Genomic DNA, 22,710 nt, shown 5'->3' with positions numbered 1-22,710 from the left:
GACGTTCCCCGGAACGCGTGTCGTGTGGACAGCTCGTCGGTCGCTCGTGCCGGTGGAGGGACGGACGGGAGGCGCGGGACGGGCCCGCCACGGGCCTCCCGTCCGACGGTCGATCGGGACCACGTTGCGCCCCGCCGTGGTCATCGCGCCCCGACTCTCCGGGGCGCGATGACGTTGACGGGGCGCAGCGCGCGAGCGCGCGAGCGCCCGAACGCGCGGCGCTACGCCACCTCGAACAGGTGGATGCCGGGGCCGTACGCGGTGAACACCTGACCGGCGGGGCGGAGCCGTTCGTGGTCGCGGTGCTTCTCGCTCGACCACGCGAGCCGGTAGCCGAGCACGTCCTCGCGGACCGGCAGCGTCAGGTCGCGCGTGCGCCCGCTGCCGTGCACGACGACCAGGACGCGGTCGTACGGCTCGTGTTCGGGCGTCGACTCCGCGAAGTACTGCAGGACGCGGTGCACCGGCTGGTCCCAGCCCTCGACGGTCATCGGGTGCCCGTCCGGTCCGTACCAGGACATCCGCGAGGCCCCCGGGGTCTCCTGGCCCTCGACGCCGAACCGTGTCGGCCGCAGCGCCGGGTGCGCGGCGCGGAACCGCGCGAGCGCGGCGACGGCCTCGGTCATCGTCTCGGCGTCCTCGTCGTCGGACCAGTCCACCGGGGTGAGGTCGGCGGAGACGACGTACGCGTTGTTGTTGCCGTGCTGCGTCCGGCTCCGTTCGTCGCCCGCGGTGAGCATCGGCACGCCGGCTGAGAGCAGCAGCGTCGCGGCGAGGTTCCGCATCGAACGGCCGCGCGCCGCCCGGACGCCGCGGTCGGCCGTGTCGCCCTCGATGCCGTGGTTGAACGAACGGTTGTCGTTCGAGCCGTCGCGGTTCTCCTCACCGTTCGCCGCGTTGTGCTTGCCGTCGTACGACACCAGGTCGAGCAGGGTGAACCCGTCGTGGGCCGTCACGAAGTTGACGCCCGCGAGCGGACCCCGGTCGGCGCCGAACAGGTGGCGGGAGCCCGTCAGGGCGCCGGCGAGCGCACCGATGCCCGTGTGGGGCATGCCGTTGCGGCGTTCCTCGGCGATGTCGGTGAGCCAGAACTGCCGCACGGTGTTCCGGAACCCGTCGTTCCACTCGCTGGTCCGGGCGCCCGCCGCGCCGAACGAGCCGGTCTTCCAGCCGTCGGGGCCGACGTCCCACGGTTCGGCGATGACCAGGGTGTCCTGCAGGTCGGGGTGGTTCCGGATCCGTTCGAGCAGTGGGTGCTGCGGGTCGAACACGTGGTGGGCGTCGCGGGCAAGAGCAGCCATGAGGTCGAAGCGGAAGCCGTCGACCTGCACCTCGCGGGCCCAGTACACCAGGCTGTCGACGATCAGGTCGGCAGTGGCCTCGACCGACGTGTCGAGGGTGTTCCCGCAGCCCGTGGTGTCGTAGTAGGTGTCCCGGAACGGCGGCTGCGCCTGGGTCCACCGGTACCGGCTCGCGCCGTCGATGCCGCGCAGGCTCGTGGTGGGTCCGCCGAGCCCTTCCTCCGCCGTGTGGTTGTAGACGACGTCGAGCACCACCTGGATGCCCGCCTCGTGCAGCAGCCGGACCATGCCCTTGAACTCGCGCAGGACCGCGGACGCGCCTTCGGACCGGGCCGGTGCCGAGGCGTGGGCGGCGTGCGGCGCGAAGAACCCGAGCGTGTTGTAGCCCCAGGCGTTCTCGCGGCCGGCGTCCCGCAGCCAGTTCTCGGTGTCGAAGGCCTGCACCGGCAGGAGCTCGAGCGTCGTGACACCGATCCGGTGCAGGTGCGCGATGGTGCTCTCGTGCGCCACCCCGGCGTACGTGCCGCGCAGGTGCTCCGGCAGGTGGGGGTTCGCGGCGGTCAGGGTGCGGACGTTCGCCTCGTAGACGACGGCACGGTCGAGCGGGACCACCGGCTTGACGACGCCGCCCCAGTCGAAGGCGTCGTCCACGACGACACTCGTCCAGCGGGACGTGCTGGTCCCGGTGACGGGTCCGGGTCCGGGCCCGGCCCCGGCGTCGGGTCCGCTCTCGTGCGCGGCGGTCGGGGCGATGCCGCGGGCGTACGGATCGAGCAGGGGCCGTGTCGGGTCGAACTCGTTCCGCGGGCCGACGGGGCCGTCGACGAGCAGGTGGTACCGGTCACCGGGGACGACGCCAGGCGTCTCGGCCGCCCACACGTCGGTCGCCGGCAGCCGCTCGAGCGGGTACCGGGTCGACTGCCCGTCCGCTCGCTCGACGACCACGACGACGGCCGTGGCGGTGGCGGACCGCAGGGAGAACCGCGGGACGTCGGCCCCGAGGTCGAACCCCGGGGTGTGGTCGATCGCTGTCTCGTGCACCCGACAAGGGTACGAGGACCGGCGCGTATCCTGGACATCGCTCGTTCCAGGGGGTGCACATGCCGGTCTACCTCGACCACGCCGCGACGACGCCGATCCTGCCGGAGGCGCTCGCCGCGTTCACCGACGCGCTCGGCACCGTCGGCAACCCGTCCTCGATCCACAGCGCCGGGCAGCGCGCGAAGATGCTGCTCGAGGACGGTCGCGCCGCCGTCGCCCGGTCGCTCGACGCCGACACCGTCGAGGTCGTGTTCACCTCCGGCGGCACCGAGAGCATCAACCTCGCCGTGAAGGGCCTGTTCTGGGCTCGTCAACGCGACCGTGCCCGCCCCCGCATCGTGGTGCCCGGTGGCGAGCACCACGCCACCGTCGACACCCTGACCTGGTTGGAGGCGCACGAGGGCGCCGTCGTCGACGTGGTCCCGTTGGACGCGCAGGGTCGCGTCGACCTCGCCGGACTGGAGGCACGACTCGCCTCCGCCGACGACGTCGCCCTGGTCACGTTCCTGTGGGCGAACAACGAGGTCGGCACCATCCAGCCCGTGTCACGGATCGTGGAGCTGGCGCACGCCGCCGGCGTGCCCGTGCACAGCGACGCCGTCGCCGCCTACGGCCAGGTGCCGGTGTCGTTCGCCGCGTCCGGCCTCGACGCCCTGAGCGTCTCCGCGCACAAGGTCGGCGGACCGGTCGGCATCGGTGCGCTGGTGCTCGGGCGCAAGGCCACCGTCGAGCCGCTCATCCACGGCGGCGGGCAGCAGCGGCAGGTGCGGAGCGGCACGCAGGACGCCCCCGCTGCCGCAGCGTTCGGGGTCGCTGCCACGATGGTCGCCGCCGAGCCGATGCCGCACTCGTCGCTCGTCGCCCTGCGCGACCGGCTCGTCGCCGGCGTCCGAGCAGCCGTGCCGTCCGCCGTGCTGATGGGGGACCCCGACGACCGGCTGCCCGGCAACGCGCACTTCACGTTCCCGGGGTGCGAGGGCGACTCGCTGCTGTTCCTGCTCGACGCTGCCGGGGTCGCCGTCTCGACCGGGTCGGCGTGCCAGGCCGGCGTGCCCGAGGCGTCGCACGTGCTGGTCGCGATGGGCCTGTCGGAGCAGGACGCCCGCGGCGCGCTCCGGATCACGCTCGGGCACACCTCGACCGATGCCGACGTCGACGCGTTCCTGGCGGCACTGCCCGACGCGGTGGCGCGGGCCGGGGCTGCGGGGATGGCGTCGCGGGAGCCGTTGCTCGGGCGGTAGGACGGCGTGGTCCCGGGTGCGACGCCGAGCAGCCGGCAGCGCCGGTAGGATCGGTGACCATGGTCGAACTGGACTTCACCGAGCAGCTCTCCGCCCTCCGAGAGACCTTCGGCAACATCCGCTCGGTGGTCGACGTCGACCGCCTGCAGCGCGAGATCGCCGACCTCAGCGAGCAGGCGGGCGCCCAGGACCTCTGGGACGACGTCGAGCACGCGCAGCAGGTGACGAGCGCGCTCTCGCACCGCCAGTCGGAGCTGAAGAAGATCACCGACACCGAGCGACGCATCGACGACCTCGAGGTGCTCGTCGAGATGGCGAACGAGGGCGACGACCAGGACTCCGCCGACGAAGCCGTCGCGGAACTCAAGGCGATCCAGAAGACGATGGGCGACCTCGAGGTGCAGACGCTCCTCGACGGTGAGTACGACGACCGTCCCGCCGTGATCACCATCCGTGCCGGGGCCGGCGGTGTCGACGCCGCGGACTTCGCCGAGATGCTCATGCGCATGTACCTCCGGTACGCCGAGCAGCACGGCTTCAAGACCACCGTCATGGAGACCTCCTACGCCGAGGAAGCGGGCATCAAGTCCGCCACCTTCGAGGTCGACGCGCCCCACGCGTTCGGCACCCTGTCGATCGAGGCCGGCACGCACCGCCTCGTCCGCATGTCGCCGTTCGGTGCTGCGGGCAAGCGCCAGACCTCGTTCGCCGCGGTCGAGGTCATCCCGCTCATGCCCGAGACGATGGTCATCGACATCCCCGAGAACGACATCCGTGTCGACGTCTTCCGCTCGTCGGGCCCCGGTGGGCAGTCCGTCAACACGACCGACTCCGCGGTGCGACTGACGCACATCCCGACCGGCACCGTCGTCTCGATGCAGAACGAGAAGTCGCAGATCCAGAACCGTGCGGCCGCCATGCGCGTGCTGCAGTCGCGCCTGCTCCTCCTGAAGAAGGAAGAGGAGAACGCGAAGAAGAAGGAGCTCGCCGGCAACATCACGGCGAGCTGGGGCGACCAGATCCGGTCCTACGTGCTGGCGCCGTACCAGATGGTCAAGGACCTGCGGAGCGAGCACGAGGTGAACAACCCCTCAGCCGTGTTCGACGGCGACCTGGACGGCTTCATCAACGCCGGCATCCGCTGGCGCAAGCAATCGGTCGACGCGTAGGGGTTCGTGAGCCGCGCGCCTCGCTTGTTTTCCGAGCGGGGCGACCTACCCTGATCCGGTCATGATCAAATTCGACCAGGTCACCAAGGTCTACTCGGGCAACCCGAGTCCGGCGCTCGACAACCTCACCCTCGAGATCCTCAAGGGCGAGTTCGTGTTCCTCGTGGGCGCCTCGGGTTCCGGCAAGTCCAGCTTCCTGCGCCTCGTGCTCAAGGAGGAGAAGCCCTCCCGCGGCCAGATCCACGTGCTCGGGCAGCGCCTCGGCTCGCTGGCGTCGCGGAAGGTCCCGTACTTCCGACGGAACCTCGGCGTCGTCTTCCAGGACTTCCGACTCCTGCCGAACAAGAACGTGTTCGACAACGTCGCGTTCTCGCTGCAGGTGATCGGCAAGAGCAAGGGCTTCATCAGCGAGGCCGTGACCGACGTGCTGAAGCTCGTCGGTCTCGCCGGCAAGGCGACCCGCATGCCGCACGAGCTCTCCGGTGGTGAGCAGCAGCGCGTCGCGATCGCCCGCGCCGTCGTCAACAAGCCGGCGATCCTGCTGGCGGACGAGCCCACCGGCAACCTGGACCCCACCACGTCCGCCGGCATCATGGCGCTCCTCGAACGCATCAACCAGGGAGGCACCACCGTGCTCATGGCGACGCACGACGCCAGCATCGTGAACCAGATGCAGCGTCGGGTCATCGAGCTGTCGAACGGCACCGTCCTGCGCGACGAGCAGTCCGGCGGCTACCAGACCCAGGCGGTCCCGATCCAGCGCGGCACCGTGTCGAACACCACCGGCATCCAGACCATCCCGGGGCTCATCCGATGAGGCTCGGACTCGTCATGTCCGAGGTCGGCTCGGGCCTGCGGCGCAACGCGTCGATGGTCGTCTCCGTCGTCCTCGTGACCTTCATCTCGCTCACCTTCGTGGGCACGGCGATCCTGCTGCAGATGCAGATCAACCAGATGAAGGGGTACTGGTACGACCGGGCCCAGGTCGCTGTCTACCTGTGCACCGACACCGACACCACCGGCAACTGCACGGGCGCGAAGGCGACCGAGGACCAGCGGAAGCAGGTCCAGGCCCAGCTCGACTCGTCGACCCTCAAGCCGTACATCGAGAAGACGTACTACGAGGACCAGGACCAGGCGTTCACCCGCTTCAAGGAGCAGTTCAAGGACTCCGCGGCGACGGAGTTCGTCAAGCCCGAGTACCTCAACGAGACCTTCTGGGTGAACCTGAAGAACCCGTCGCAGGCCGACGTCCTCGTCGAGAGCCTGTCGAAGGTCGCCGGTGTGCAGAGCGTCGTCGACCAACGCGGCTACCTGCAACCGATCTTCAACCTGCTGAACGCGTCGTCGTACACGGCGATCGGCATCGCGGCGCTCATGCTCGTCGCCGCCGTGCTCCTCATCGCGACCACGATCCGGTTGTCCGCGTTCAGTCGCAGGCGAGAGCTCGGCATCATGCGACTCGTCGGTGCGTCGAACCGGTTCATCCAGACGCCGTTCGTGCTCGAGGGCGTGATCGCCGCCGCCATCGGAGCCGTCCTCGCTGGTGGTGCCATCACCGCAGTGGTGTGGTTCTTCGTCCGGAACTTCCTGGCCGAGCGGTTCACCGGCACGGCGTTCATCGGCATGGGTGACGCGGCGATCGTGGTGCCGGCGGTGATCGTCATCGGGGTGCTGCTCGCCGCGGTGTCGGCGTCGATCGCCATCCGCCGCTACCTCAAGGTCTGATCCGGCGCGCCGGGAAGGTGCGTGGGACGTTCGCTGTTGGGTAGTCTGTAGGGCTGCGCAGTGCAGTGCCCGGTACGAGAGGAGTCGTCATGGCGAAGGAACGCGGTGAGAAGATCGTCGCGACGAACCGTCGCGCCCGACACGACTACCTCATCGAGGACACGTACGAGGCCGGCATGGTCCTGTCCGGCACCGAGGTGAAGTCCCTGCGCATGGGTCGTGCCTCGTTGGTCGACGGCTACGCCTACATCGACCGCGGGGAAGCCTGGATCGATGCCGTGCACATCCCCGAGTACACCGAGGGCACCTGGAACAACCACGCACCTCGGCGCAAGCGCAAGCTGCTCCTCCACAAGCAGCAGATCGTGAAGATCTCGCACAAGACCGCACAGGGTGGCTACACGCTGGTGCCGTTGCAGATCTACTTCCACGACGGCCGAGCGAAGATCGAGATCGCCGTCGCGAAGGGCAAGCGCGAGTTCGACAAGCGTCAGGCGCTGCGGGAGAAGACCGACAAGCGTGAGGCCGAGCGGGCCATGCGCACGAAGAACCGCGTCGGCGAGTAGCGGCCTCGCACCTCGGTCAGCTAGACTGGGGGACTGCTCCGATCGGAGCAGTGGCAACACAACTCAACAGCGTGACAGCGGCTCGCACGTCCGGCCCGCATGGGGATGATCGGTTTCGACATTGCCTGTGTGCCGACGGGAAGCGGGCCGAGGACCCACGGTTATCTCGTGAACGATCCGTGGAAAACAACAAGTGCCAATTCCAAGCGCACTGACTTCGCTCTCGCTGCGTAAGCAGCCCAGCACATGAAGTCCGTCGGCCAGGTGACCGTCCCCTAACCTGATCCCGGCGTCATCCAGAGGACTTGCTGCACGGTTGCGCCTCAGGGCCGTGCGGGACTTGCACTGAGACTGGGCCCGTCGTCCTAGAAGCCGGTAGCAAAGGACGGGGCCGAGCAGAACGAACTATCCGGATACGCCCGTAGAAGACGTCGAATTGCAGCGATGGACGGGGGTTCGATTCCCCCCATCTCCACCATTCGCCGGTCGTCGAGCCGCTGTCACCGTTGACCGAACGCCCCGTCACCGTCCCTGGACGATGCCGGGGCGTTCGCTGTTCGGCCACTTCGCGGGACTACGATCCGGTGCAGGCGCAGGGACACGCCCGCGTCGACCCCGAACGGAAGGCCCCCACGTGGTGCAGGAGATCGCGATCCGAGTCCGTCTGCGCGAGCAGGAGCGAGTGGTGCTCGCCGACTACGAGCGGATCGTCGGGTCCGTCGCCACGGTCGCGGCCCTCGCCGCCTGGCTGCCGACGCCCGACGCCCGCCTGGTCGTCCGTGGGCGGGGTGCCGAACCGGTCCGCCTCGAGACCGTGACGTACGGGTCGGTCGTCGAGATGCTCGTCGTGCTCGACCAGCGTTCGGCCGCCGTCGAGCGGGGTGCCGCCGCGATCGCCGCCCTGATCGAGTCGGTGCGGCACGAGCACGTGGCCGACGACGTCGCCGGAGTGGCCGGCGAGCTGGACCGCCTCGACCGCGCTGCACCGCGCGGCCGCTCGGTCGTCGAGCGCACCCTCCGCACGTTCCTCGAAGGGGCCCGAGCCGACGTGCTCGCCCGGAAGACGACGACGCGGGTCCGTACCGCACAGGCGCTGCTGCGGCTCGCCGAGGACGACGCGGTGCTCACCGTGGAGCGGGTGACCGACGCGCTCGCGCCGGTGCTCGAGGAGCACGCGGTCGACGTCGAGCTCGACACGGGGTCCGCCGTGGTCGTCGAGCCGATCGACGGGGTCGAGTCGCCGGAGCAGGCGCCGGTCCTGCCGTTGCCCTCGGCCCGGGTGCAGCCGGAGCAGCAGCAGCAGCAGGACGACGACAAGAAGCAGAAGAAGGACCAGAAGAAGCCGTCCGAGAAGAAGAACGACGGCAAGAAGCAGTCGAACAAGAAGAAGTCGGACAAGAAGAAGTCCGACAAGAAGAACTCCGACAAGGTCGACGGCAAGAAGAAGCCGAAGAAGAAGAAGAAGAAGTAGCCCGACCGGGGCCTGCGCCTCTAGAAGTCGAAGAGGTTCGCCCGGATGCCCCCGGCGCCGTACTCCCGCCGCAGGAGCCCACGGCGCCTGAGCACCGGCACCAGGTCTCCGAACATCCGGTGGATCTGCGCCGGGTGCAGGTCGCCCGAGAAGATGATGCCGTCGTTGTCGGCGTCCGACCCGAGCTCTTCGATGAAGTCCGCGAACTCGTCGGCGGTGCCCACGAAGCCCTCGCGCGAGGACACTCGCCCCTTGCGGGCCTTGCGCTCCAGGAGCGTTCGCAGGGGAGCGTCGGGGGTGTCGCCGAGCAGTCCGCGGATCGTGCCGGCGGACACGTGGTCGCCGAAGGTACGGTCCGGCACGGGCGCGTCGAGGTCGAGCGCGAGCAGGTCGGTCTCGGAGTCGCTCGACCACGCGATGGCAGCGGTCCGCAGGTCGTCGTCGGACGGGTGCCGGGACGCCTCGACGATGCGGTCGGCTTCGTCAGGCGACGAGACGATCTCGGGCTTGAGGACGAACAGGATGCGCAGGTCGGCGGCGGTGCGTCCGGCGGCCTGCGCTGCGCTGATCACGCGATCGCGGTAGTCCGACACTGCGGCGGCGGACAGCGGTGCGAGCGCGAGCTGCACGTCGGAGTGAGTGCCGGCGAACGCGAGGCCACGACCGGAGCCGCCGGGGGACACGACCACCGGGTCGGAGTCGAGCGGCAGCGCGTTGAGCGGGCCGTCGGCGGTGAAGTACGCGCCTTCGTGGTGGAACGCGTCGAGTTCGTCGCCGTCGGCGAAGTGCCAGTCCGACGGATCCCCGACGTACGCGGACGCCCCCCACGAGTGCCAGAGCCGGCGGAGCAGGGTGAGCCACTCCTCGGCACGGTCGTACGCCTGGTCGTGCGGCAGCGGCGGCAGCCCGGCGTGCCGAGCACTGCCGACGTCGGTCACGACGTTGATGCCGAGCCGCTCCGACGACAGGTGCGCCAGTGTGGCGAACTGTCGTGCAGCCAGGTACGGCGGTGTGAACCCGGCGTTGACGGTCGGCGCGATGCCGATGTGCGAGGTCGCCGCGAACAGGTACGGCGCGAGCAGCAGCGGGTCGTGCTTCGGGCCGCCGTACGCCTGGCGGATGCGCAGGTCGAGCGTCGACGGGTTGCCGAGGGAGATGGCGTCCTCGGCGATGACCAGGTCCATGCCGGCCTGCTCGAGCGTGCGGACGGACTGCTGGTACAGGTCGGGCTTGGTCCAGTCGTGGCCCCAGTCCCAGTCCGAGCGCCCCCAGGCCTGCGGGCCGAACCCGCGCGAGAAGAAGTAGCCGAAGTGCTGCGGTCGTGCCATCGTCTAGAGCTCCTCGGAGATCACGTGCGTGCCCGGGACCGCGTGTTCCAGGGACGCGCGCTCCGCGTCGGACGCGCCACGGGCCTCCAGGCCAACGCTGCCGTCTGCAGAACGCAACGCGGCGAACCCGCGTTCCAGGTCGCGGAGCAGGTCCGCGACGTCCTCGATGCCGACCGACAGTCGGATCAGGCCGTCGTCGATGCCCTGGTCGGCGCGCTCCGCGGCGGTCTTGCCGGCGTGCGTCGTCGTCGCGGGGTGCAGGATCAGCGAGCGGACGTCACCCAGGTGGGTCATCCGGCTGAACAGCTGGACGCTGTCGATGAAGGTGTGCGCGGCGGCTTCGCCGCCCGCCAGCGTGAAGGCGAAGACGGAGCCGGCACCGCGCGGCAGGTAGCGCTGGGCGAGGTCGTGGAACGGACTGGAGGCCAGACCCGCGTGGTCGACGCTCGTCACCTCCGGCTGTGCTTCCAACCACTGCGCCACCGCCAGCGCGTTCGCGCTGTGGCGTTCCACGCGCAGGCTCAGCGTCTCGATGCCCTGGCGGATCAGGAACGCGTTGAACGGCGACGGGGTGGGGCCGATGCGCGAGGCGACGACGTCGCGCGCGAAGACGACGAACGCGCGGTTGCCGTAGCGCTCGACGTAGCTCTCGCCGCCGAGCGACCGCTCCGGGCTGGTGAGGTGCTGCCAGCGCTCGGGGGAGGCGGACCAGTCGAACGTGCCGCCGTCGACGACCACGCCGCCGAGGCCGGCGCCGTGACCGGACAGGAACTTCGACGCCGAGTGGATGACGATGTCGGCGCCGTGCTCGACCGGCCGGACCAGGTACGGCGTCGCCAGAGTGTTGTCGACGATCAAGGGGACCCCGGCACGGTGGGCGGTGTCGGCGACGCCGGTGATGTCGAGGACGTCGTTCTTCGGGTTCGGGATCGTCTCGGCGAAGAACGCCTTCGTGTTCGGGCGGACCAGGCGCGCCCACTCGTCGAGGTCGCGCTGGTCGGCGACGAAGTCGACCTCGATGCCGAGGCGGCCGAGGTTCTGCACGAGGAGCCCCTTGGTGCCCTCGTAGATGCTGCGGGCGGCGACGACGTGGTCGCCCGCCTGCAGGAGCCCGAGGAACGCGATGGTGGCTGCCGCCTGCCCGCTGCTGACGAGGATCGCCTCGACGCCCCGCTCGAGCAGGGCGACACGGCGCTCGACGTCGGCGTTCGTCGGGTTGCCGAGGCGGGTGTAGGTGTACCCGTCCTCGGTGCCGGCGAAGCGGTCGCGCGCCTGGTCGAAGTCGTCGAAGAGGAAGCCGGAGGACATGTGGATGGCCGGGATCCGTGCGCCGTGCCCGGCATCGGGCACGAAGCCGCCGTGCACCTGCTCGGTCGAGAAACCGTGATCGTCGTTCGCCATGGGACACCTCCGGGAGTCGTCTGGCGGTAGCCTCGCAGCCTTCGCCCTGCGGACAGGCGATTGCGGCGTTCCGTTACGCGGGACCAGGGTGCGGTGGGCCGCGGCGGGGCTGCGCACCCGCTTCTCGACGGTCCACGAGTCGATCACCGTGTGGATCGTCGTGGACCTGGTGCGAGCACGATGCGCGAGCGGTCAGAAGAGTGCGCGCACGCCCGCGACCACGGTGTCCCAGACCTCGAGCAGTGGGACCCGTGCGAGCCACACCGCAAGGCCGTTCACCAGCACGAACAGCACGAACCAGACCCCGGCCGGCACGCGCATCTCGGCCGCGGCGATGTGGAAGTCCGTCTGCACGCGGGCGCCGGTGAGCAGCCACCGTGCGACCTGCACGACCGACCGCAGTCCGTCGACGACGAAGAACGCCCCGACGGCGGCGACCACGAGCACCGTGGTCTCGGACGGACGTAGTGCCACCCACAGTGCCAGGACGTCGAAGCCGAGCACGACGAGCAGCCCGAACCAGTTCCGTACGAACACCAGCGCCACGAGCCCGATCACACCGAGGACCGCGACGGGCAGCCACCGCGAGCCGTGCAGCACCCCGGTCACCAGGAGCACCCCGGCCCAGAGCGGCGCGCTGTACCCGGCGTAGAGGTTGAGGATCCGGACGAGCCAGCGGATGCCGCCGGGGACCCGGCCGAGCTGGACCCAGGCCTCACCGGAGCCGTCCGGGTGCAGGTCGATGCGCTGGATGCGGCCGCCGAACGGGACGACGACGATGCAGTGCCCGACCTCGTGGGCGATGGTCGCGGCGATCCGGGCGACGCGTCCGACGAGCGGCAGGAACGGCAGGAGCGCGCCGACGACGAGCGCGACGAACACGAGGGGCGGGGCTGCGGTGGTCAAGGGACCAGCATCGCAGCCGTGTCCCGCGAACTGCCCGAGACCCGGCGGCGAGGACGATGTGGAACGACACCCTCGACGTCGTACGACATCGAGGACGTCGTTCCGAGTCGGCGCCCGGCCCCCGCGCGCGCCCGCCCCGCACGCCGGGGTCAGCCCAGGACGCTCGGCCCCGCCACCACGACGACGAGCACCGTCGTCATGGCGATCGCGAACGCGGTGAGCACGACCAGGAACGTCGTCAGGTGGTTCATCCGACCGCGCATCACTCGACCGTCACCGACTTCGCCAGGTTGCGCGGCTTGTCGACGTCGCAGCCGAGCTGCAGCGCGAGTTCGCGGGCGAGCATCTGCAACGGCACGACGGCCTCGAGCGGGCCCCACGGCGCGGCCATGGCGCCCCAGGCGAGTCCGCCGGTGCCGCGGCTGCCGAGCGCCGGGATGTCCGACCCCTCGCCGCCGATGGTGATGACGAAGCCGCCGCGGGCACGGACCTCGGCGATCGCGGACTGGATCTTCGGCTCGCCGTGGTCGACCACGACGACTGGCGTGCCGTCGTCGACGAGCGCGAGCGGCCCGTGCTTCAGTTCCCCGGCGGGGTACGCCTCGGCCCAGCGGTAGCTGAGCTCCTTGAGCTTGAGCGCGCCCTCGGCGGCGTACGGCAGGCCGGCACCGCGGCCGAGGAACAGGAAGCCGGTCGCCTCCTTCACGCTCGACACCAGGAGCGGCATCCGGTCGGCGGACACCTGCGTGGCGTGCTCGATGCGTGCCGGCAGGTCGAGCAGTTCGTCGACGAGCGCGTGGGCGCGTGCGACCTCGATGCGGCCGGACGCGACGAGCGCGGAGATCACCGCGGCGACACCGACGACGACCTGCGCGGTGAACGTCTTCGTCGCGGCGACGCCGATCTCCGGGCCGGCGTGGCAGTCGAGCACGGCGTCGGCGCGACGGGCCAGCGAGGAGTGCACGTTGTTCGTCAACGCGAGCACCGGGTGGCGGTCCTCGAACCGGTCGAGCGCACGGAGGACGTCGGCGGTCTCGCCGGACTGGCTGATCGCGACGACCAGGGTCTCCGGGCCGAGGACGGCCTGGTCGGCTTCGCTGGCGACGACGATGTCGGTCGGGACGCCGCCGATGCCGCGCAGGGCGGTGGCGATCACCTGGCCGGCGTTGAGCGAGGTCCCGCAGGCGACGATCGCCAGGCGTTCGAAGGCGGGCAGCCCGAGGCCGACCCACATGCTGCCGTCCGCGGTGCGCCGGGCGATGCGGTCCAGGATCGTGCTGACGACGTCGGCCTGCTCGCCGATCTCCTTCGCCATGTGGTCCGGGTGGTCGCCGAGGTCCAGCGCCGTGGCGGCGAACGGCGACGGGGTGGGGAACGGCACGGGCACCGTGATCCCGTTCGACGACCAGGTCCAGGCCTCGCCGAGCTCGACGACGTCACCGTCGCGGAGCGCCACGAAGGTCTCGCACCACTCGGCGATCGCACCGATGTCGCTCGCCACGAAGTCGCCGCGGGCAGACCGGGCGACGACGAGCGGGGAACGGTCTGCCGCCGCGACCATCCGGCCGTCGCGGGCGTCGAGGACGACGATCGCCCACGACCCCTCGAGCTGCGCGGTCGCGATCTGCACGGCGAGCATCAGGTCCGGGTCGACGGCGAGGGCGCGCTCGACGAGGTGCGCGATGACCTCGGAGTCCACCTCGGAACGGAACCGGTGCCCCTGCGCCGTGAGCATGTCGCGCAGGCGGTCGGCGTTCTCGATGATGCCGTTGTGCACGATGCTGATCCGGCGCGAGCAGTCGGCGTGCGGGTGGGCGTTCGCCTCGCGCACGGCGCCGTGCGTCGCCCAGCGGGTGTGGCCGATGCCGACACCGGTCAGGGCGTCGCCGGACCGGGCGGCGACGAGCGTGCGCAGGTCGCCGACGCGGGACACCGAACGGATCGTCTCGGTGCTCCCGGTGGCGGTCCGGACGGCGATGCCGGCGGAGTCGTAGCCGCGGTACTCGAGTCGCTCGAGTCCGTCGAGCAGGTAGGGCGTCGCGTCGTCAGACACGCGGGCCGCGATGATGCCGCACATCGGCTGTCCCTTCGGGGGAACGGGGTGGGGGAGTGGAGCGGGGTTCGGCACCGACCGCCGTCGGGTCTGCCGCGCGTCCGGGTCCTCGCGGTCCTGACCGGCGCCCGTCCTCGGATCAGGCGAGGACGGACGACGGAGTGGGTGGGCCACGAGGTTCGGGTACCGGACGGGGTACCGCGGTCTGGCCCCTGGGGAGGGGCACGGCGGTCGGTGCATGAGAAGCCTCACCCGGCGACGCCGCCACGGCAACAGCCGTCGACTGCTCTTGCGGTTCCCCGCGTGCGGGGGACGCCGCGGTGCGGTCGCGTGCGGACTCCCGCAACGCACGCGCGCAACACACGCCGCGTCCTGGACAGGGAAAAGACGGACGGGAGGCCCGGTACCAGCTGGTACCGGGCCTCCCGTCCGTCTTGTGCTCGCGTCGACTACGTGAGCAGCGCGACCAGGTGAGAGCGCGACCGCGCGCCCACCTTGCGGTAGATCTGCGTGAGCCGCAGCTCCACCGTGCGCTGCGACATGAACAGCGACGACGCGATCTCGCGGTTGCGGTAGCCCTCCGTCACCTTCTGCACCACGGCGCGCTCCTCGGCCGTGAGCGAGGTGAGCACCGCAGAGGCGTCCGGAGCGCTCCGGGGCGTCCCCGGCATCGACGCGGACAGCACCGGTGCGGACCGGAGCGACGGCCCCGTGCCGAACGGCGGCATGGCCGCTGCCGGTGCGGGGGTGACGAGGGGACGGCGCATGCCGGCCGCCTCGTACGCTGCTGCTGCCGCCGCTCCGAGACGCGGACGCTCGGCGGGGTTGCCGACCGTCGCGAGGGCCGCGAACGTCCGTGCCCGCTCGAACTGCGAGTCGTGCGGCTGGAACAGCTCCAGCGCGCGGCGACGGGCCGTGTCCCTGGTGGTGTCGTCGGCGACGAGCGCGAGGCTCCTCGCCAGCACGAGCGCACCCCAGCGACCCGGTCGGGCGTGGTGGTCCGCAGCGAGCCGCGCGGTGATGGTGCGGGCGTCGTCGATCCGTCCGAGGCGCGCGTACGCCTCGACCAGGTCGCCGAGGTGCCGGAGCACGGCGGGGTTCCGCAGGGACCGGCCGATGGCGTCCGCCGCTTCGAGTGCGGCGGCTGCCTCCTCCAGTCTGCCGTCGAGCAGCAGGACCCGACCGCGGAGCGCGTGCAGCTTCGCCGTCGCACCCCACAGGCGGCTCGTCGAACGGTGCTCGAGGCACCGGTCCACGACCGCCAGGGCTTCGGCGGAACGCCCCTCGGCGAAGTGCCGCCAGGCGATCGCGATGGCCCGCGACGGCTCACGGAGTCGCTCGACCACCGAGGAACCGGCCTCCCACACGTCGATCGCGCGGAGCGCCTGCCGCAAGTTCCCGGAGCGCACCTCGTTCTCGGCGGTCAGGTAGCGAGCTGCCTCGGTCCACACCGGTGCCGTCTGCGGGCCCCGGGCGAGGACGAGTGCGAACACCCGACGCGCGCTCCGGTACCGCTCGGCGATGCTCAGCGCGTGGGCGAGGAGCAGCAGGGCGGGGTCGGACATCGCCAGCAGCACCGACGTCGCGAGTCCGTCGTGCAGGTCGGTGTCCGCCGGCAGGGTGCCGTCGATCGCGGCGATGAGCTCCCGCGCGGTCGTCGTGATCTCCAGCGTGTGCGGAGACGCCGACGCCTCGAGGGCCTCCACGCGGTGCAGGAGGTCCCTCGCCTGGTCGAGCTCCCACGCCTCGGCACGGAAGCACGCCACCATGGCCATCAGCCCGGCGATCGCGTCCACGTCGGCCGACTCGGTCGCGTCCACCGACACGAGGAGCTCGTCCGCGTGCACGGCATCGCCGCTGAGGTACTGCGCCGAGTACTGCAGGCGCAGCCGGCGGACCTCGTGCGCCGTCGTCCGGAACGGACGGAGCGCGGCGAGGTAGCGCGCGGCGTAACCGAGCAACCGGTTGCCGAGCAGGGCCTCGGCGACGCCGAGCAGTGCGACGAGCTCGTCCTCGGTGCCGCCACCGACGTGCAGGGCACGCTCGGTGAGGGCGATCGCGGCGTGCACGTTGCCGTCCACCACGTAGGACCGTGCGGCGCTGAGCAGCGCGACCACGTCGGGGACGTCGTCGACGAAGCTCCGGTGCCACGCGGCGGCCCGCGGGTCGGACTCGGCGCTCGCCGTGGCCAGCGCGGCGTGCGCCGCGCGGCGGTCACGGGCGGGCATCCGCCAGTACAGCGCGGACCGGACCAGGGGGTCGCGGACCGTCACGCTCTGACCCCGCACGGTGGCGAGGCCTGCTCCGACCAGGTCGTCCAGCTCGTCGCGGTCCCAGGCCGTGGTCTTCGCGACCGGCACCAGGGCGAGCTTCGCGAGGACGTCCAGATCTCGTCCCGCGGCGGACCCGAGTGCGAGCGCCGCGAGGGCCTCGGTCGTCGGAGTGGGTCGGAGCGGGAGCACGATCGGCTCCGCACCGGTGAGCTGCTCGCGGCTGAGCACCGCGAGCTGTTCGCGGAGTGCGCCGGGGTTGCCACCGGTCTCCGCGGCGAGGACGGCGAGGACGCCGTCGTTCGCCTCTTCCGGTGCCATCGACCGGGCGAGGATCAGTGCCTCGTCGGACGGTAGCGGCTCGATGCGGAGCGCCGGCAGGGCCGCGAGCGGACCGTCCGACGGCACCGAACGGACCGTCGCCACGACGCGCAGGGCGGTGCCCGCGAGTCGGCCGGCGAGGAACGCGATGAGCTCCTGGCTCTCGACGTCCATGCGGTCGAGGTCGTCGATCAGCACGAGCGTCGGCGGCAGGGTGAGCGCGTGCACGGCGTCGAGGAAGTCGTGCGCCGCCGCCAGTCCGGCGGTCACGGGGACCGCCGTCTCGCCCGTCTGCAGGAGATGGGCGATGTGGGCCGTCGCACGGGGGTCGTCGAGCGCGGTGAACAGGGAGGTCACGCCGGCCAGCGGCCAGCGGGATTCACTCCCGTTGACACCGACCCGCACGACGGGGAGGGAAACGCGGTTCGAAACCGCGTCGAGGACGCTGCTGCGTCCGGAACCAGGGTCGCCGACCACGACCATCGCGGACTCCCGAGGGAGTACAGCGAGGGTCGCGATCCGGTCGACCTCGAGACGTCGACCGGTGAGTGCCATGACTCACCGGCCTCCGGGCCCGGAAGCGGATCCTGCGGAGAGGTCGTCGGCGAACGCTGCGTTCGCTGCGACGGGGCGCCGTGAGGCGGACCGGACTGCTGCACGGTGGGTGGCCGTGTCGGAGTGCGGACGGGAGGCGGCGACTGCGCGCGCGCCGGAGCTGTCGTGGATTGGATGCGGTCGACGAGTGAGGGTGCACTCGGTTCCGCTCGGGAACGATGATGTCATCGTCTGTATCACCCCTCGGGTTAGGGTCTTCGGACGAACACGGTCGGCCGTGCACGTGCACTCGGATCTAGGGAATCCAGGTGCGTGCGTGACCTTCCGTACGAGCACGATAACTCAGGTCCTGGCCATCCGAGCCGCCCCGCGCACCCCGTATCCGGCAACGGTGCCCCCAGTCCGGGGGGCCATGACGTGGGGGGTGTCACCCACCCGTGGGGTGGGCCTCGCCCGCCCGAAGGTCGGTCGGTGTACGAACGATGGTGATGTCCAGCGCTGACCCGACCGACGCCCGCCTCAACGACCGCACGCGCTGGAGGGCCTTCGCCGTGTGCGTCGCGGTGGCGGCCCTGACGATCCTCGACCTGTCGAAGGTCAACGTCGGACTGCCGTCGATCGAGCAGTCCCTCCACGCCACCAGCTCGTCGCTCCAGCTCATCGTCGCGGGGTACGCCCTGGCGTTCGGTCTCGCCCTCGTGCCCGCCGGTCGGCTCGGCGACCTGAAGAGCCGCCGCGCCCTGTTCATCGTCGGGCTCGTCGCGTTCACCGTGGCGAGCCTGCTCTGTGCCGTGGCACCGACCATCGAGGTGCTCATGGTCACGCGGATCCTGCAGGGCTTCGCCGCGGGCACGCAGATGCCGCAGGTGATCGGCCTCGTGCAGCAGCTGTTCCGCGGGCCGGAACGCGGACGGGCCTTCGGGCTGTTCGGCGCCATGATCGGCATCTCCACCGCGCTCGGCCCGACCATCGGCGGTGGGCTCATCGCGATCGGCGGCGAGGAGAACGGGTGGCGCCTGCTGTTCTGGATGAACGTGCCGCTCGGACTCGTCGCCCTGTTCTTCGCGGTGAAGCTCCTGCCCAAGGGAGCGCAGGGACAGGCTAAGGACCGCGAGCTGGACATCGTCGGCATCCTGCTGCTCGGCGCCGCGATCATCACGCTGATGCTGCCGTTCGTGCTCACCACGGGTGCCGGAGACTCCGGCGCGCGGTGGCTGTGGCTCGTCGGGTTCGTGGTGTTCCTCGGACTGTTCGTCCTCTGGGAGGTCCGGTACAAGCGGCAGGGCAAGTCGCCGGTGGTGCACTTCGAGCTGTTCCGGCTGTCGTCGTACCGCAACGGGCTGTCGATCGTCGCCGTCTACTTCGCGGCGATCCCGGCGTCCTTCCTGATGGTGACGCTCTTCCTGCAGGAAGGCCTCGGGCTCTCCCCGCTGTTCGCCGGCATGGTGAGCATCCCGTTCGCGGCCACGAGTGCCGTCGGGTCGTACATCGGCGGTCGGATCGTCGACCGGGTCGGGCGGGCACTGGTGGTCTTCGGGCTGTTCATGGTCGTGGTCGGCTTCGTGCTGCTCATGCTCGCCGCGGTCCTGACCCCGCCGGAGGTCACGCCGTGGGCGATGGCCGGGGCGTTCCTGGTCGGCGGGCTCGGCGGCGGGTTCGTGGTGTCCCCGAACCAGACGCTCACCCTGGCCGAGATCCCCGTCGAGCAGTCCGGCGTCGCCGGGTCCATGCAGCAGCTCGGGCAGCGCGTCGGGACCGCGATCGGTACCGCGGTGGCGACGAGCATCTTCTACGGGATCGTGCGGGGTTCCGCTGCCGGTGGCGACGGGTCCGGGGGGAGTCGGCTCGACGCGTACCACGACGCGTTCCGGAGCGGTACGACGTTCACGGTGTCGCTGATGGCGCTCGCCCTCGTGCTGGCCGTCGGGGACCTGGTGGTGCGGCGGCGTGCGGCTCGGCGCGAGGCCGCGACGGCCTGATCGACTCGGAACGACACCGTCGACGTCGCCCGACGTCGACGGTGTCGTTCTGCGTCGCGCTAGCGGCGGATGACCTCGACGACGGCGTCGTGCACCAGGCCGTTCGTCGCGAGCGCGCTGCCGTGCCAGGCTCCGGGGTCGCCGTCGAGCGAGGTGAAACGTCCGCCCGCCTCTTCCACGATGGGGACGAGGGCGGCGATGTCCCACGGCTTCAGGTCCGGTTCGCCCGCGATGTCGATGACGCCCTCGGCGACCAGCATGTACGACCACATGTCGCCGTAGGCGCGCGTGCGCCAGACCCTGCGCGACAGGTCGACGAGCGCGTCGAGCCGGTCGTCGTCGTCCCACTGCTGGATGCTGTTGTAGCTCAGGCTCGCGTCGGACAGGTCCGCGACGCCGGACACGCGGAGCGCGCCGTCGAACGAGTGCGCGCCGAGACCCTCCGCCGCCCACCAGCGCTTGCCGAGCGCGGGGGCGCTCACCACGCCGAGCACGGGGCGACCGTCGACCGCCAGGGCGATGAGCGTCGCCCACACCGGCACGCCGCGCAGGTAGTTCGCGGTGCCGTCGATCGGGTCGACGACCCACTGGCGGTGGCCCTCGCTCGTTGCCTCGGCACCGGTGTCCGCCGTGGTCTCCTCGCCGAGGAACGCGTCGTCGGGCCGTTCCGTCGCGATCCGCTCGCGCAGGGCGTGCTCGACGGCCTGGTCGGCATCGGTGACGTGCGTGCTGTCGGCCTTCTTCGACACGTGCAGGTCGGCGGCGCGGAACCGCTCGAGGCTGATCGTGTCGGCGATGTCGGCGAGCGAGCGGGCGAAGTCCAGGTCGGCGCTGAGGTCCACGGGTCGAGCGTAGCGGGGCTACGCGGCGACGACCTCTTCCTCCTCGAGCCGGGTGACCTCGCGCTCGCGGGCGATGCGCGTGCGGCGGGCGACGAGCCCGTGCACGACCACGCAGAGCAGGACCGCCGCGGCGAGCCAGAGTGCGAGGACCAGGGACGACCGGCCGAGCGAGGCGTCCGGGAAGTACTGCAGGTCCTGCGCTGCCTGCAGCCACGCGGCGCCGCTCCAGAAGGAGTGGAGCGCGGAGAAGAACCCGGGCACGAACGACGCCTGGAAGATCCCGCCGGACGACGTGAAGTTGAGCATCACGAACAGCATCGTGAGCACCGGTGTGGTCCACCGCCCGAGCACCGGGTGCAGGCCCACGCCGATCGCGACGATGATCGCGTCGTACAGCCAGGCGAACAGGAACACCTGCCAGTGGTGTGTGGTGATGACGCCGTAGATCGGTCCGGCGACGATGATCCCGATGCCGGCGACGACCCCGGCGGTGGCGAGCCCGACCACCGCGGTCCAGACCGCGCGGAGCTTCGTCGCGACGGACGCCACGGCGATGGCCGATGCGTAGCCGCCGACGCTCAGCGCGACGAGCAGGAAGAACAGCCCCTGTCCGGTGCTGTCCTGCTCGCCGGTCGGGACGACGTCGACGACCCGGAACGGCACGTGCTGCTCGTACGCGATCGGCAGGAAGACCTTCTGCGCGGCGCTCGCGGTCGTCTCGGACGCAGCCGTCGAGACGTAGAGCGTCGCGCCCGTGGTGGTCGGGGCGTACGCGGCGGCGAGGTCGCGGTCGCGGATCTGCCGCGCGGCGTCCTTGGTCGAGGCGACGACGTGGGCGACGAGCGCCCCGTCGGACTCGTCGGTGACGGTCTGGGCGAACACCTGGGTCGCGGCGGACTGCCCGACGATGCCGACCGGCAGCTCCTTCGGCATAGGTGCGTGGAAGGCGCCGAGGTAGGCGAGTCCCATCCCGGCGGCCAGGAAGAGCGGCACGAGGATGTGCGTGGCGAAGGTCAGGAGCACCCGTCCGAGGTCGGCGGGGCGCAGGACGCTGTCGGTGCGCTGCGGCTTCGGGGCCCTGGGGGACTTGTGCGTGGGGGAGTGGTGCGCGTGCGACGTCGTTGTCGTGCTCGAGGACGGGGCGTCGACGGCGGGGGTCGGCGCAAAGTTGTACTTTGCAACTTCAGACACGAGGGTTCACTGTACAACACTGCTGCACACGTGTCGACGCCGGGTCGGGCGGAGTGACACGCCCGAGCCCACTCCGCCGAGGTTCCACAACACGCCGCGCGCGGAGCGCCGAGGTTCCACAGCACGCCGCGCGGGGAGCGCCGAGGTTCCACGAACGGCCCGTGGCGCCGCCGAGATGTGCAGATTTCGGAACCTCGACGGGGCACGACGGCACGCGGCGCGGCGGGGCGGGCGCGGCGGGGCGGGCGCGGCGGGGTGCGACGTGCGCGCGGGCTACTCCAGGCCGGGGTCGGAGGCGCCCATGCCGGTGAGCAGCGCGCGGAAGGAGTCGAGCCGCTCGACACCCGTGGGCCCGAGCTCGCCGTCCTGCACCCGGTCGACGATCTCCCAGTCGTGCGCCTGCGCCAGGGGGATGTCGTCCCGCGCTGGCCGCACCGGGATCGCGTGCGAGGCGAACGCGCGGAAGACGTTCGCCGGGTCGACGTGCCCGAGGCCGAACGACCGCACGCCCGGGGTGTCGATGATCCAGCCGCCGTCCCGCACCCGCAGCGCGATCGACGACGACGAGGTGTGCCGCCCGCGACCCGTCACCGAGTTCACGACACCGATCGCCCGCGTCGACCCGGTCAGGGCGTTCACGAGCGTGGACTTGCCGACGCCGGAGTGCCCGACGGTCACGGTCACCTTGTCGTCGAGCAGGTCGTGCAGGGCCTCGAACGGGACGTCGTCGGACCGGCTCGTCACGATCCGCAGGTCCAGGCACGCGAAGTGCGCCAGGAACGGGGCCGGGTCGGCGAGGTCGGTCTTCGTGATGCAGAGGATCGGGTCGAGCCCGGCGTCGAACGCGGCGACCAGGTACCGGTCGATGAGCCGGGTGCGGGGCTCCGGGTCGGCGGCCGCGACGACGATGAGCATCTGGTCGGCGTTCGCCACGATGACGCGCTCGACCTCGTCGGAGTCGTCCGCACTGCGACGGAGCAGCGTGGTGCGCTCGGCGACCTTCACGATGCGTGCCAGCGACCCGGGGTCACCGGAGACGTCGCCGACGAGCGACACGTGGTCGCCGGTCACGACCGACTTCTTGCCGAGCTCGCGGGCCTTCGTCGCCGTGATGACGTGCTCGTCGCCGGGATCGGAGCCGGACCCCGTCCCCACCAGCACGCCGAACCGCCCGCGGTCGACGTTCGTCACCCAGCCGACGGGTGCGTCGTCGTAGGTCGGCCGCGTCTTCGTGCGGGGTCGGTTGCCCTTCGGGTTCGGACGCACCCGCACGCTCGACTCGTCGTACTGTCCGTACGGCTCGTCCGCGTCGGAGTCGTCACCGTCGACGTCGTCCCACCAGCTCAT

Annotated in this window: 17 protein-coding genes and 1 other RNA gene; 8 read left to right on the top strand and 10 right to left on the bottom strand. The window is 71.1% G+C overall.

Going from position 1 to position 22,710, the window contains the following annotated elements:
* Positions 1-221: 221 nt before the first annotated feature.
* Positions 222-2,342: a glycogen debranching protein gene (locus KZI27_RS12725; protein WP_222657913.1), complete on the bottom strand. Its 2,121-nt coding sequence runs from the start codon at positions 2,340-2,342 to the stop codon at positions 222-224.
* Positions 2,343-2,401: 59 nt separating this feature from the next.
* On the opposite strand from KZI27_RS12725, the gene KZI27_RS12720 reads away from it, so the two are divergent.
* The 7 genes from KZI27_RS12720 to KZI27_RS12690 all read left to right on the top strand — a co-directional run bounded on the left by KZI27_RS12720 (position 2,402) and on the right by KZI27_RS12690 (position 8,517).
* Positions 2,402-3,583, top strand: coding sequence for a cysteine desulfurase family protein (locus KZI27_RS12720; RefSeq protein ID WP_222657912.1), 1,182 nt, complete (start codon positions 2,402-2,404; stop codon positions 3,581-3,583).
* Positions 3,584-3,642: 59 nt separating this feature from the next.
* Positions 3,643-4,752, top strand: a complete 1,110-nt coding sequence (prfB, locus tag KZI27_RS12715) for a peptide chain release factor 2 (RefSeq protein ID WP_111086442.1) — start codon at positions 3,643-3,645, stop codon at positions 4,750-4,752.
* A 61-nt stretch (positions 4,753-4,813) separates the two neighbouring features.
* Positions 4,814-5,569 carry a cell division ATP-binding protein FtsE gene (gene ftsE / locus KZI27_RS12710; RefSeq protein ID WP_111086441.1) on the top strand — a complete coding sequence of 252 codons (756 nt, stop codon included), beginning with the start codon at positions 4,814-4,816 and terminating at the stop codon, positions 5,567-5,569.
* Positions 5,566-6,480 carry a permease-like cell division protein FtsX gene (gene ftsX / locus KZI27_RS12705; protein ID WP_222657911.1) on the top strand — a complete coding sequence of 305 codons (915 nt, stop codon included), beginning with the start codon at positions 5,566-5,568 and terminating at the stop codon, positions 6,478-6,480. The genes ftsE and ftsX overlap by 4 nt, the downstream gene beginning before the upstream one ends.
* An 89-nt stretch (positions 6,481-6,569) precedes the next feature.
* Complete coding sequence (gene smpB, locus KZI27_RS12700; protein ID WP_123312316.1) at positions 6,570-7,046, top strand: SsrA-binding protein SmpB; 477 nt, start codon at positions 6,570-6,572, stop codon at positions 7,044-7,046.
* A gap of 101 nt (positions 7,047-7,147) precedes the next feature.
* Positions 7,148-7,524, top strand: a transfer-messenger RNA (tmRNA) gene (gene ssrA, locus KZI27_RS12695).
* A 156-nt stretch (positions 7,525-7,680) separates the two neighbouring features.
* Entirely contained in the window at positions 7,681-8,517 is an 837-nt protein-coding gene (locus KZI27_RS12690) for a hypothetical protein (protein ID WP_222657910.1), read from the top strand.
* 20 nt (positions 8,518-8,537) lie between these two features.
* Here the strand turns inward: KZI27_RS12690 and KZI27_RS12685 are convergent, their stop codons facing one another.
* The 6 genes from KZI27_RS12685 to KZI27_RS12665 form a co-directional block, all read right to left on the bottom strand.
* Positions 8,538-9,845, bottom strand: coding sequence for an LLM class flavin-dependent oxidoreductase (locus KZI27_RS12685; protein WP_222657909.1), 1,308 nt, complete (start codon positions 9,843-9,845; stop codon positions 8,538-8,540).
* 3 nt (positions 9,846-9,848) lie between these two features.
* Positions 9,849-11,246 carry an O-acetylhomoserine aminocarboxypropyltransferase/cysteine synthase family protein gene (locus tag KZI27_RS12680; protein WP_222657908.1) on the bottom strand — a complete coding sequence of 466 codons (1,398 nt, stop codon included), beginning with the start codon at positions 11,244-11,246 and terminating at the stop codon, positions 9,849-9,851.
* A 192-nt stretch (positions 11,247-11,438) separates the two neighbouring features.
* Positions 11,439-12,152: a M50 family metallopeptidase gene (locus KZI27_RS12675; RefSeq protein WP_165900965.1), complete on the bottom strand. Its 714-nt coding sequence runs from the start codon at positions 12,150-12,152 to the stop codon at positions 11,439-11,441.
* Positions 12,153-12,301: 149 nt separating this feature from the next.
* Complete coding sequence (locus tag KZI27_RS20275; RefSeq protein WP_261783892.1) at positions 12,302-12,415, bottom strand: Rax2 family protein; 114 nt, start codon at positions 12,413-12,415, stop codon at positions 12,302-12,304.
* Positions 12,415-14,229 (bottom strand): glutamine--fructose-6-phosphate transaminase (isomerizing), encoded by a 1,815-nt coding sequence (gene glmS, locus KZI27_RS12670; protein ID WP_222657907.1) that lies wholly within the window; start codon positions 14,227-14,229, stop codon positions 12,415-12,417. The genes KZI27_RS20275 and glmS overlap by 1 nt, the downstream gene beginning before the upstream one ends.
* A 425-nt stretch (positions 14,230-14,654) precedes the next feature.
* Complete coding sequence (locus KZI27_RS12665; protein ID WP_222657906.1) at positions 14,655-17,351, bottom strand: helix-turn-helix transcriptional regulator; 2,697 nt, start codon at positions 17,349-17,351, stop codon at positions 14,655-14,657.
* Between the two features lie 488 nt (positions 17,352-17,839).
* Here KZI27_RS12665 and KZI27_RS12660 point away from each other — a divergent pair, with 488 nt between their 5' ends.
* Complete coding sequence (locus KZI27_RS12660) at positions 17,840-19,330, top strand: MFS transporter (protein ID WP_222657905.1); 1,491 nt, start codon at positions 17,840-17,842, stop codon at positions 19,328-19,330.
* Positions 19,331-19,389: 59 nt separating this feature from the next.
* Here the strand turns inward: KZI27_RS12660 and hisN are convergent, their stop codons facing one another.
* The 3 genes from hisN to rsgA all read right to left on the bottom strand — a co-directional run bounded on the left by hisN (position 19,390) and on the right by rsgA (position 22,710).
* Complete coding sequence (hisN, locus tag KZI27_RS12655; RefSeq protein WP_123312329.1) at positions 19,390-20,172, bottom strand: histidinol-phosphatase; 783 nt, start codon at positions 20,170-20,172, stop codon at positions 19,390-19,392.
* Positions 20,173-20,190: 18 nt separating this feature from the next.
* Positions 20,191-21,363 (bottom strand): hypothetical protein, encoded by a 1,173-nt coding sequence (locus tag KZI27_RS12650; RefSeq protein WP_222657904.1) that lies wholly within the window; start codon positions 21,361-21,363, stop codon positions 20,191-20,193.
* Positions 21,364-21,636: 273 nt separating this feature from the next.
* Positions 21,637-22,710: a ribosome small subunit-dependent GTPase A gene (gene rsgA / locus KZI27_RS12645; protein WP_222657903.1), complete on the bottom strand. Its 1,074-nt coding sequence runs from the start codon at positions 22,708-22,710 to the stop codon at positions 21,637-21,639.

Origin of the sequence: Curtobacterium sp. TC1, assembly GCF_019844075.1 — a bacterium.
Lineage (GTDB): Bacteria > Actinomycetota > Actinomycetes > Actinomycetales > Microbacteriaceae > Curtobacterium.
The sequence above is the reverse complement of the archived record's forward strand: the minus strand, read 5'-3'. Positions and strand labels throughout refer to the sequence as shown.